This is a genomic window from Zobellia sp. OII3, assembly GCF_002211465.1.
In the GTDB taxonomy this organism is placed as follows: Bacteria; Bacteroidota; Bacteroidia; order Flavobacteriales; family Flavobacteriaceae; genus Zobellia; species Zobellia galactanivorans.
Map to the genome: position 1 here is coordinate 326,248 of NZ_MWRZ01000001.1, position 11,678 is coordinate 337,925.

Genomic DNA, 11,678 nt, shown 5'->3' on the forward strand with positions numbered 1-11,678 from the left:
TATGTCTTTTTAGAAGTTGTAGACCACTTCCAAATTATAGCCTTTCAATGCTTTTTTTGCTTTTTCCAAATCTTGTGCAAAACCTAGGATGTAACCACCGCCACCGGAACCACAAAGTTTGAGGTAGTAGTCGTTGGTCTCGATACCTTTTTTCCATAAGTCATGAAATTTGGCAGGTATCATAGGCTTGAAATTATCGAGTACAACATGAGACAATTGCTTCAAGTTGCCAAAAAGTGATTTTACGTTACCGCTTACAAAATCTTCTACGCAGGCATCGGTGTGTTTGATGAACTGGTCTTTGAGCATATTACGAAAACCCTCTTGCTTCATCTTTTCCATAAAGATCTGGACCATGGGCGCAGTCTCGCCCGTTGACCCACTATCCAACAAGAATACGGCACCCTTGCCCTGGGGGTTTTGGGTAGGTATACTCGTTGATTCGATATTGTCTTTTGAATTGATCAAGATAGGAATACTCAAATAGCTGTTCAAAGGATCAAGGCCTGAAGATTTTCCGTGGAAAAAGGACTCCATTTTACCAAAAATATCTTTTAACCTCAACAGTTTCTCCCTTGTCAAGTTCTCTAAAACCGTAATCTTATCTTGCGCGTATTTGTCATAAATAGCCGCCACGAGCGCACCACTACTGCCCACACCATAACCTTGCGGAATGGAACTATCAAAATACATTCCCCTGGCCACGTCGGCTTTCATCGCATCAAAATCAAAAGAAACCAAATCAGGACTGTTTTTATGCACCATTTCAAGATAGCCCACGTACTCACGAAGGCTTGCGTTCGATTTCCTAGCTGTATCCGACGGATTTTCATCGGTCTTCAATGCTCCCTTAAAAAAATTATAGGGAATGGAAAGTCCTTTCGAATCTTTGATGATCCCATATTCCCCGAAGAGAAGTATTTTAGAATAAAACAATGGTCCTTTCATTATCTAGTTGATTAGATATGCTGCAAAAATACGAAATATCCCTTTGATGCTTCTATAATTCTGCCCCACAACACGATTAAAGCTACAATTTTATCTATTAAAACCCACAACTTGCTTTCAATAAGTCGAATCGAAAGAACAATTCTTACCTATCACTGGCCCAATTGGTTATCCGCTTTTAATAAAGACATGCCCTATATACGTTTTTTCCTCCGCTATGGATTAAAGCGGCACGTACTTCTTAAAGCACTAACGGCGACCGCCGCTTTTAATTATGAAGTTTTAATTAATTTTTCGGGCACCCCTTCCAACATGGTCGTGAATGAACTGTCCGTTTTGACAATAGCCCGCCAGTTCATCGGCAATAAAGCGTTCCACCAAGGCCTTTTCGTTTTTAGGATAAAGCACATGAACGTTGGCCCCGGCATCTAAGGTAAAACACACATGGGTCTTGGTTGCCTCACGGTAAGCCCATATTCTATTGATGATCTCAAGGGTATTCGGCTTCATCAGTATAAAGTAGGGGCGACTGGTCATCATCATGGCGTGAAGCGTAAGTGCCTCACTTTCTACAAGCCCAATAAATTCATCGAGATTACCACTCTCAAAAATAGACCGTAGTTTCGAAAGGTTTTCATGAGCTTGGTCAAATCGTTGTTTTGAAAACGGGTGATTGTGCATCAAATCATGTCCTACCGTACTGCTTACCTGCTTTTGACCTTTATCGACCAAAAGAATGGTATCGCAATAGTCATTAAAAACCGAATGGACTTTATAAGGATATTCAATACCGTACAGATCGGAACTACCCTCGGTTCCTGCGTGTTCGCCCCATTGCACCAAACTACCCTTGATACTGCGGGCGGCACTTCCCGAACCCAATCGCGCCAAAAACGAAGCCTTCCGATTGAAAAAATCGGCCGACATGCCAGGGTCCAAATTCCGTTCTATTTCCATAAGGCACAGCGCCAAGGCGCTCATACCTGAAGCCGAAGATGCAATACCACTGCTATGCGGAAACGAATTGGACGTTTCTATTTCAAAATGATATTCCTTCAAAAACGGAAGATATGGGTATACCCGTTCAAAAAACGTTTTGATTTTTGGCTTGAAGCCTTCCTCTTTCTTACCGTCCAAAGAAATCTCAAAGGAAAAAGCATCGTTTGGCCTATCGGCTTTTCTATATGAAAGGGTCGTTACCGTGGCACACTCGTTCAATGTAAAGCTGATGGACGGGTTAGCGGGTATTTGGTTTTCCTTTTTTCCCCAATATTTCACCAAAGCAATGTTACTGGGAGACTTGTACCTTGTGTTTCCAGATGCAACGGGCTTAGTATAGGGCGAAGGAATAAATTCTTTTACGGTCATCGGGAAATATTTTGTGCAAAGATAGTTTTTACAACAAATGTTGTAATAGCCAAAAGAATAAATCACTAATTTAGAGCTTAAAGCTTCCCGTTTTGAAAAAGAAAGCCCTCTATATCACCTTTGCCATAAGTATTTGTCTGGCCATTGGCTTTTTATCAAGTTTCGCTACCCAAAGTTCGGTAAACGATTGGTTCACTACGCTCAACAAACCGAGTTTCAACCCACCTAGCTGGCTTTTTGCCCCCGTATGGACGGTACTTTATATCATGATGGGAGTGGCCGCCGGCATTGTCTGGGCCAAGGGGCTTTACCACCTTTGGGTAAAGACGGCATTGTACCATTTCGGGTTTCAGCTATTGCTCAACGCCGCTTGGAGCATTGTTTTCTTCGGATTAAAGGAACCGCTTTGGGCCCTTTTCGTAATTATTGCCCTGGTCATTGTGCTATCCTTGACCATAAAATGGTTCAAGGTAGTGAGCAAAACCGCCGCTTGGCTGCTCGTACCCTACCTCTTGTGGGTGTGCTTTGCCACCGTTCTGAACTATAAGCTTTGGGAACTCAACTAGCATCGCCCTACGAGGCCATTTCCAGTAACTTGACCATGGTACCGTAATTACGGGCAGTAGCCTCAACCTTTAATTTTCCTTCGATACGATTGTTATTCAATTTTGCCTTACCGTACCCGGCTTTACAAAGTAAGTATACACAAAGATCGGTAATTGTAAAATCTTCATTGGCATAGGTTTCCCTACCAAAAGTCGCCGACCGTTCTTTTTCAGGTGGGTTTTTCAACAATACGAAATACACTTGTTTCCTTGAAATGGCCCCTGTATCGGTAAATGGATTGCCCATAACTAGGTTTTCGAATTCCTTTTTCGTTTTCACGAGAACGGGTACTTCAAACCCAAAGCTACTTTTGATGTGTTCCGTAATTGAAGCTTCAAGGCCGCCTGTATCTTCTTTATGACTTTGGAAGACCACATTGCCGCTTTGTATATAGGTTTTTACATTCAAAAAACCCATATCCTTCAACATGGCCCGCAAGTCGGCCATAGGAAGCCTTTTTTTTCCACCGACGTTTATTCCCCTTAACAGGGCGATATATGTTTTCATTTAAAAGCATTTGCGATGGCCTGTGCGGCAATATAGCCCCCGGTCCATGCATTTTGAAAATTGAAGCCCCCTGTTATAGCATCTACATCGATAACCTCGCCTGCAAAGTACATTCCAGGTAATTTTTTACTCTCGTAGGTTTTAAAATTGATTTCCTTTAAATCGATTCCCCCGGCCGTAACAAACTCCTCTTTAAAGGTGCTTTTCCCATCAATTTTCAACTCACATTCCGTAAGTTGCCGGGCCAACTTCTCCAATTGGTTCTTGGTGATATCGGCCCATTTATCGGTTTCGGAAATATCGGAAGCCCTAACTAGGTTCGTCCATAAACGACGGGGCACTTCCACCGCCTTGGTTCGTAGCACAGTTTTTTTTGCCTCTATTTCCTTGATTTCAGAGAAGAGCCCCATTAAACCTTCAAAATTGTATTCGGGCAACCAATTTACCCGAATCTTAAAGCGGTACTCCATCTCGTTCAATACACGGGCTCCCCATGCCGACAGTTTTAAAATAGCAGGCCCGCTCAAACCCCAATGGGTTATAAGCAAGGGGCCATCGGAAGTTAAAATAGCCGATTTACCGTTGTTACTTTTCAGTTTTGTGGTGACCTTTGACTGATACACCCGATTTTCGAATACCTCGACCTCGGCCATAGTACTTACCCCGGGTATACCGCAAATACGCTTGTCCTTACAATTGAAAGTGAACAATGAAGGTACGGCAGGAACTAGGGAGTGGCCAAGATCTTTTAAAAGTTTCCATATCTTAGGATTACTTCCGGTAGCGACCACAACTTTTTTACATTGATATTGATGCTTGATAGTGGTAATCTGCCAGGCCGTTTCATGATTTTCCATGGGAAGGGACTCAATTGCGGAAACGGCACTATGTTTTAAAACCTTAATACCCAAACGGGCCGCTTCCCCTAAAAAACAATCAATAATGGTCTGCGATGAATCGGAGGTAGGAAACATACGCCCGTCCGGTTCTATTTTTAGGTTTATTCCCCTTTCCTCAAAAAAGGCTACGGTATCACCACTACAATAGGTATGGAAGGGGCCTAAAAGTTCTTTCTCTCCCCTCGGGTAGTTCTTTACCAGTTCCCTTGGGTCAAATTCGGCATGGGTTACATTGCACCGGCCGCCCCCGGAAACCTTCACCTTGCCCAAAACGTCCTTACCACGCTCGAGAATCGCAATTTTCAAATGGGGCCTTGCCTCCGCAATATGTATTGCTGTATAAAACCCGGCCGCACCACCACCTATGACTATTACATCGAACATTATTCTATGCGTTCAGGATAATTGGTAATGATACCATCTACGCCCAATCGTTTCATTTGCAGTATATCTTGGGGGTCGTTTACCGTCCAAGGGTAGATCTTGAAGCCTGCTTCCTTTATCTTTTGGGTATTCTTAGCCGTGAGCCGTTTAAAATTAGGGTTGACGGCCTCTGCATTCAAGTCCTCACCAATGACAAGCCCCCCTAAGGGATCCCCTTCCGTCAATATGGCGATACGGACATCGGTATTCAGAGCGCGCATGTCCCGCAGTTCCTCCCACTCAAAACTGGAAATGATAAAATCGTCCAGCTTCCATTTCCCCGTCTTTACAGCGGCTTCCATCATGGTATTTACATCGGCCGCAGTGTTTCTTCCTTTTAGCTCGATATTGAGCTGGGTCCTTCCCCCCATAACCTCCAATACTTCTTGAAGCGTGGGTATCTTATGCCCACCTTCTAGGGTCAAAGCTTTCAGTTCGGCCAGGCTATAGCTCTCTATTGCCCCCTCCCCATCGGTCAAGCGTTCTACGCTATCGTCGTGAAACACTACGATTTCACCGCTTGCGATCTTAAAAACATCAATTTCCAACATATCTACCCCCATTTCCATGGCTTTTTCAATAGAAGCTATGGTATTCTCGGTTTCATGCCCCATGGCCCCACGGTGACCAATAACAAGCGGTTTTTTATTTTCCATACAACTCGATACAACTAAAACACAAAAGATAGCCAGAACGGACAACTTATTCATGATATATTATTTTACAATGAAAATAAAGGATTCCAACGGATCGATATCGATACGCACCTGGGCGGAGGCGTTCTCTATCCTTAAAATTTTTTCTACGCCGTAAAGCGCATCTACGATGGTATGTTCGCCATCTGACAATTGCCATTCGCGAACTATATTTTCAGGAAGCTTCAGTTCAAAACCGAACCAATCGTTGGCATCAAAATTAGAGATAATGATCAACTTCTCGTTTTCGGACCACCGTACATAGGAAAGTACATGGTGGTTATAATATTCGGTATGGTCTTTATTATAAAAATGAATGTCTTGGTACGCCCCCATCAAGGCATCACTCTTGACCGTAAACGTCAACAAACGTTGATAGAAATCGCGTAATTCCGCCTCATTTCCAGAAAGCTGCCCACCGTCGAACTTTTTATCGTTCAACCACCTTTGATGGTGGGGTACGCCGATATAATCGAAGATGGACGTTCGGCTAGGCCCACCGAAACCCGCTTTTTCCACGGCCGGCTCGCCTACTTCTTGCCCGAAATAAACCATGATAGGCGCCGTGGTCATCGTTGCCGACACCACCATGGCCGGTTTTCCCCTTCTGGCATCACCGGCAAACTCTGGGGAAGCAATACGCTGCTCATCGTGGTTTTCCAAGAAATGCAACAAGTGATGTTCAATATCCTTGGTTCCGTTTTTAACTACGGGGATATGGTCTGTCCATCCGTTGCCCTGCATGATGTGCTTTAGGGAATCGTACATCTCCACCTTGTCGTAGAGGTAGTCCATCTTACCCTTAAAAATATAATTTCGGTATTCGTTGGGGTTGTAGACCTCAGCCATTAAAAAGGCCTCCGGATTTTGCATCTTGATGTTCGAGTTCATATAGCTCCAAAACTCTACCGGCACCATTTCCGCCATGTCATAACGAAATCCGTCTACGCCCATATCTATCCAATACAGCGCTATATCCTTAAATTTCACCCAAGAATCGGGTACCGACCTTTTTTGCCAAAACTCATAATGAGCCTTATGGTCTTTTGCCCCAAAATCATCGGGCAAGACTTCAAAATCGTAAGAACCATCGGGTCGTACGCCATAATTTATTTTGACCGTTTCGTACCAATCATTAAAATCGGGTTGCGCCAAACGCGAACCGTTACCGGTCCATTTTGCCGGGTTTTCATAAAATTTATGGTCGACCCCCTTATGTTTTTCCCCGCCCAAGGGCAAATAACCATCACGCCATTCGGGCACTTGAAAAGGCGTGCCGGGGATGTAGTAAAAATTGTTATCACGGCGGTATTCTACCGAAGTATCGTCGGAGGCCCCAAAGGGTTCTTGCCCTTCAGGTGTAGATTTTCCCTCATAATTTCGCGCCACGTGATTGGGCACAATATCAATAATCACTTTAAGTTGCGATTTATGCGTACGGTCGATCAAATCGACAAACTCCTGTAACCTGTTTTCAGGCCGATCGGCCAAATCGGGATTGACGTTGTAGTAATCTTTTACGGCATAGGGCGAACCCGCCCTTCCCTTGACCACATCGGGGTCGTCGTTTGAAATACCATAGGCCGTATAGTCATTGATAACGGCATGATGGGGTACACCGGTGTACCATATGTGCGTCACGCCCAGGTTTTTGATCTCTTGCAGGGCCTTTTTTGAGAAATCCGAAAATTTACCCACCCCGTTCTCTTCAATCGTACCCCATGGTTTATTGTTGGTATTTGTATTACCGAACAACCTGGCAAACACCTGATAAACGACCTTTTTTTTATTTCCACCCATGGATTAAACGACTTTTAGCTTGTTCGGCTTGAGAACGACGCGCTCGCCATTTAAGCGAATCGACATATCATCTTGACCGTTCAATAAGAATTCGGTACTATTCTTTTTTACCGTCACTTTAAGGATTCGGTTTCTAAAGTTGATCTTGAAGGAATAGGCTTCCCACTGTTCCGGTATTTTCGGTTCGAACGAAAGTTTATCGTCTACGATCCGCATGCCCCCAAAACCTTCTACGATACTCATCCAAGTACCGGCCATAGAGGTAATATGCAGGCCTTCTTCCACTTCTTTGTTGTAATCATCAAGGTCTAGGCGCGATGTTCTTAAGTAAAACATATAGGCCTGTTGCATACGATTGAGCTTTGCCGCCTGTATACTATGCACACAGGGCGACAATGAAGATTCGTGTACCGTAAAAGGTTCGTAGAAATCAAAATGCTTTTCGAGTTCTTCTTCCGTAAAATGGTCTTCAAAGAAATAGAAGCCTTGAAGTACATCGGCCTGTTTGATGTATGGGGAGCGAAGAATGCGGTCCCAACTCCATTTTTGATTGATAGGCCTCTGGTTTTTAGGAAGCTGGTCGACCGTAATCAACTCCTTGTCCAAAAAGCCATCCTGTTGTAAAAACACGCCTTTTTCCTCGGAATATGGAAAGTATATATTACCGGCCACCTTCTTCCATTGCTCGACCTCGCTAGCGTTCAATTTGGTCTTTCCTATTACCCTACGGTAGTCATCGTTATAGCCGTCTTCGACTTTCTGCAACTGCTCTACGGCGAAGTCGATGCACCACTTGGCCAAATAGTTGGTATACCAGTTATTATTGACATTGTTCTCGTATTCGTTGGGTCCGGTAACCCCCAAGATAACGTATTTGTTCTTTGCGGTTGAAAAGCTCGCCCGCTGGTGCCAGAAACGCGCGATACCAATAAGCACCTCAAGTCCCATTTCAGGGATATACGAATAGTCGCCCGTAAACCGATAGTAGTTGTAAATGGCAAAAGCTATGGCCCCGTTACGGTGGATTTCCTCAAAAGTAATCTCCCATTCGTTATGGCACTCCTCCCCGTTCATGGTAACCATGGGATAAAGGGCGGCGCCATTGGAAAAACCTAATTTTTGAGCGTTCTCGATAGCCTTTTCAAGGTGGTTGTACCGGTATTTCAACAAACTCCGGGCAACGTTCTGGTCTTTGGTGGCCATATAAAAAGGGATACAATAAGCTTCGGTATCCCAATAGGTGCTACCTCCGTATTTTTCCCCGGTAAACCCTTTAGGGCCAATATTCAACCGGGAATCTTTTCCCAGATAGGTTTGGTTCAACTGAAAAATATTAAAACGGATACCTTGTTGCGCCTTAATATCGCCTTCAATCGTGATATCGCTCATTTCCCAAATTTTGGCCCATGCCTGTTTTTGCTTTTCGAGAAGCGTATCGAAACCCAATTCGAAAGCTTTGCCCAAGGCTGTTCTTGAGGCTTCTACCAAAGCAGAGGCCTGGTGATTTCTCGACACGGTATACCCTCCGAATTTATGGAGCGACAAAGTCTCACCTTGCCTGGCCGTTTGAACATACTCATGGGCCACGCGCATATCGGCCGTATGTTCCGCAAGCTTAGCGATCAAGGCCTGGCCATTGAGGAACAATCTGTTTTCCATAAACGTACAGGTCTCGAAATGGGTTTTCATTGTATGGGCCTCTATGAAGGCCTGACCCGCTTCGGATCTGACCGAGGTGGTGTTCCAGAACTTATCGTCCCAATTGGAATCCTCGTTGGTAATACCGCTATCTAAATAGGGAACAAACTTAATTTCCGCATCGGCATTTTCGGGGGTGATTTCATAATTGATGGCCCCTACCTCATCTAAATGAAGTGACAAGAAACGGGTAACCTTTACCGACACCTGCGTGCCATTGGGCAGCACAGCGGTAAAAACACGGCGGTACCAACCTTCTTTCATATTCAGTTCCCGACTAAATCGGTCTACTTTTTTACAAGTGTTCAGATCTAGGGCTTCGCCATTGATATAAACATCTATACCAATCCAACTAGGCGCATTTAAAACCTTTGCAAAATATTCGGGATAGCCATTTTTCCACCACCCGACACGGGTCTTGTCGGGATAGTAAACCCCAGCGATATAACTACCTTGAAAGGTTTCTCCCGAATACTGTTCCTCAAAGTTGGCCCGTTGCCCCATAGCCCCGTTGCCGATGCTAAAAATACTTTCGGAAGACTTGACCAATTCCTTATCAAACCCCTCTTCGATTATCGACCAGGGGTCGGCTTTTATATACTCTTGCATATGATTAAAGTTTTAAGGGTAAAAAGATGATGAACTTAAGCTTGAACCGATGTCAAGCTTTCAAGAAAAGCAAGGCTCATTTCGGTAAAGTCGTTGAAATTATAATCCGCCTCAGAAAGAATCTGGGCATCGCCGATACCAATGCTTATCATATCGGCATTGTTGGCCGCCTGTATGCCCGCAACCGCATCTTCAAATACGACACAGTTTTCGGGGGCCACATTCAATTTTCGGGCCGCGATCAAAAACACTTCGGGGTCCGGTTTTGCCTTGCTTACATCGTTACCATCAACAATGGCATCAAAAGAAGGTAAAAGTTTGACCTTTTCCAAAATAGGGCGTGCATTTTTACTTGCCGAACCTAGGGCAATGGGAATATTTCTATCCTTCAGAAAACCTATGACCTTGGGCACATCGGGCAAAATTTCCGAAGCGTCCATTTTTTCTATATACTCAAGATAGTCCTCATTTTTTTCGACCATCCATCGATCAAACTGTTCTTGGGTAGCGGTAATCCCCCCTATATCAAGAAGAATCTCAAGACATCGTTTACGACTTACCCCTTTGAAGAGTTCGTTCTGTTCTTTTGTAAATTCAAATCCAAGTTCATTGGCCAGTTTTTTCCAAGCCAAATAATGATATTTTGCGGTGTCGACAATGACTCCGTCAAGATCAAATATAAACGCTGATGCTCCCATATAATTTTAATGTTTTTAATTATAAATCAACCGACATCAACCCGACCCAGCCACTGTTAGGTGTCTGGCCATTTTACTTTTTCTTGCCCGTAGAGTTTCGTTCTATTAGGGTAGCCTCTATAATCTCGGTCCTATAGGTTTCCTCTTCCTCAAACCCGATTTCATTTTCAAGTTTTTCGATCAACATTTCCGCGGCAACTTCCCCCATTCGCTCACCGTGCTGCGCTATGGTGGTCAATGTTGGGGAGGAATATCGCGATAAAAGGCCATTGGTAAAACCAATAACCGAAATATCTTCCGGCACCCTATATCCTTTTTCTTGTGCTATACCCATAACCTGAACCGCAAAGACCTCGTTTACACATAATACGGCATCGAACTCTTCCTCTACAAAAAAGGCCTCGATACACGATTCTTCCCCGCCCCTAAAAGGCACCACAAGAGTGAGTTTGGGGTCGTAATGGGCACCTTGTTCAATTAGGGCCCGCCTATAGCCTTCCGCCCTTTTTTCGCTTACATTAAAATAACTCTCGGTAGTCACCAAAGCTACTTTCTTTTTTCCTTCTTCCAAAAATTTACAGGTAGCTTCATATGCTATTTCCTCATCGTTCATCACCACCTTATCGCATTCTATCCCATCTATGACCCGATCGAACAGCACCAAGGGAAAGCCCTGATCCATGACCTCCCTTAAATGATGGAAGTCGTTTTTCTGTTGTGTTCCGGCAGAGATCGACATTATAAAACCATCGATACTCCCATTGGCGAGCAGCTCCATATTTACCACCTCCTTATCATAAGATTCGTCCGACACACAGACGATGACGTTGTAACCCCGCGCATTGGCATACTTTTCTATGCCCCTGAACACAGTGGTAAAAAAGTAATGCACAATATCGGGAATTATGACCCCTATATTCTTCGTCCTTCTATTTTTTAAGCTTAAGGCTATGTTGTTTGGTCTATAATTATACAGTTTGGCAAAGGCCTGTATCTTCTGTTTGGTATCTTTACTTATCTCGTTACTGTCCTTTAACGCTTTTGAAACCGTGGAGATAGATACCTCTAATTCTCTTGCTATTTGTTTTAGAGTGATTTTTCGCTTCAAATCTTAATAACTTTTATGTAGTGAAATTAAACTATAATATGGGCAAACAAGAATGTTCCATAATTTTTAACAATCTTAACTATTTACGCTCGAATTTGGGCCATTTTTCTATTCAAAAGAAAAATGTATCTTTGATTCACATACCGACTCCCCGTTTTCAACCTTCACTTATTATTAATTTGATATTTATTCGATACAATTATTATTAGTATCGAATAATAAAAAAGTTATCAACACGAAACCGTTTTCGTAGTCTGGACGAGTCGTCCTGTTCGAAAATTAACCTCGTTTTTACATATATTTAACTTTTAATACTCTA

The 11,678-nt window shown here is 43.6% G+C and carries 10 protein-coding genes; 1 reads left to right on the forward strand and 9 read right to left on the reverse strand.

The genetic code is table 11. From position 1 onward, the window contains the following. Nucleotides 1–9 precede the first annotated feature (9 nt). Nucleotides 10–948: a mevalonate kinase gene (locus tag B4Q04_RS01355; RefSeq protein ID WP_013992607.1), complete on the reverse strand. Its 939-nt coding sequence runs from the start codon at nucleotides 946–948 to the stop codon at nucleotides 10–12. Between the two features lie 282 nt (nucleotides 949–1,230). Then, complete coding sequence (locus B4Q04_RS01360) at nucleotides 1,231–2,316, reverse strand: diphosphomevalonate/mevalonate 3,5-bisphosphate decarboxylase family protein (RefSeq protein WP_013992608.1); 1,086 nt, start codon at nucleotides 2,314–2,316, stop codon at nucleotides 1,231–1,233. Between the two features lie 92 nt (nucleotides 2,317–2,408). Here B4Q04_RS01360 and B4Q04_RS01365 point away from each other — a divergent pair, with 92 nt between their 5' ends. Further along, complete coding sequence (locus tag B4Q04_RS01365; protein ID WP_013992609.1) at nucleotides 2,409–2,882, forward strand: TspO/MBR family protein; 474 nt, start codon at nucleotides 2,409–2,411, stop codon at nucleotides 2,880–2,882. Between the two features lie 7 nt (nucleotides 2,883–2,889). On the opposite strand, the gene B4Q04_RS01370 is transcribed toward B4Q04_RS01365, so the two are convergent. The 7 genes from B4Q04_RS01370 to B4Q04_RS01400 form a co-directional block, all read right to left on the reverse strand. Continuing rightward, nucleotides 2,890–3,429 (reverse strand): DUF1697 domain-containing protein, encoded by a 540-nt coding sequence (locus B4Q04_RS01370; protein ID WP_088695780.1) that lies wholly within the window; start codon nucleotides 3,427–3,429, stop codon nucleotides 2,890–2,892. Next, nucleotides 3,426–4,712 (reverse strand): NAD(P)/FAD-dependent oxidoreductase, encoded by a 1,287-nt coding sequence (locus B4Q04_RS01375; RefSeq protein WP_088695781.1) that lies wholly within the window; start codon nucleotides 4,710–4,712, stop codon nucleotides 3,426–3,428. The genes B4Q04_RS01370 and B4Q04_RS01375 overlap by 4 nt, the downstream gene beginning before the upstream one ends. Next, on the reverse strand, nucleotides 4,712–5,407 hold the full coding sequence (locus B4Q04_RS01380; RefSeq protein ID WP_088695782.1) for a glycerophosphodiester phosphodiesterase: 696 nt from the start codon (nucleotides 5,405–5,407) through the stop codon (nucleotides 4,712–4,714). The genes B4Q04_RS01375 and B4Q04_RS01380 overlap by 1 nt, the downstream gene beginning before the upstream one ends. 60 nt (nucleotides 5,408–5,467) lie before the next feature. Further along, the gene (locus B4Q04_RS01385) at nucleotides 5,468–7,246 is read right to left on the reverse strand and encodes an alpha-amylase family protein (RefSeq protein WP_088695783.1); all 1,779 of its coding nucleotides are present in this window, start codon (nucleotides 7,244–7,246) and stop codon (nucleotides 5,468–5,470) included. A gap of 3 nt (nucleotides 7,247–7,249) precedes the next feature. After that, nucleotides 7,250–9,553, reverse strand: coding sequence for a glycoside hydrolase family 65 protein (locus tag B4Q04_RS01390; RefSeq protein ID WP_088695784.1), 2,304 nt, complete (start codon nucleotides 9,551–9,553; stop codon nucleotides 7,250–7,252). A 35-nt stretch (nucleotides 9,554–9,588) separates the two neighbouring features. Beyond that, complete coding sequence (gene pgmB, locus B4Q04_RS01395) at nucleotides 9,589–10,251, reverse strand: beta-phosphoglucomutase (RefSeq protein WP_013992615.1); 663 nt, start codon at nucleotides 10,249–10,251, stop codon at nucleotides 9,589–9,591. 73 nt (nucleotides 10,252–10,324) lie between these two features. Continuing rightward, nucleotides 10,325–11,359: a LacI family DNA-binding transcriptional regulator gene (locus B4Q04_RS01400; protein ID WP_088695785.1), complete on the reverse strand. Its 1,035-nt coding sequence runs from the start codon at nucleotides 11,357–11,359 to the stop codon at nucleotides 10,325–10,327. Nucleotides 11,360–11,678 lie beyond the last annotated feature (319 nt).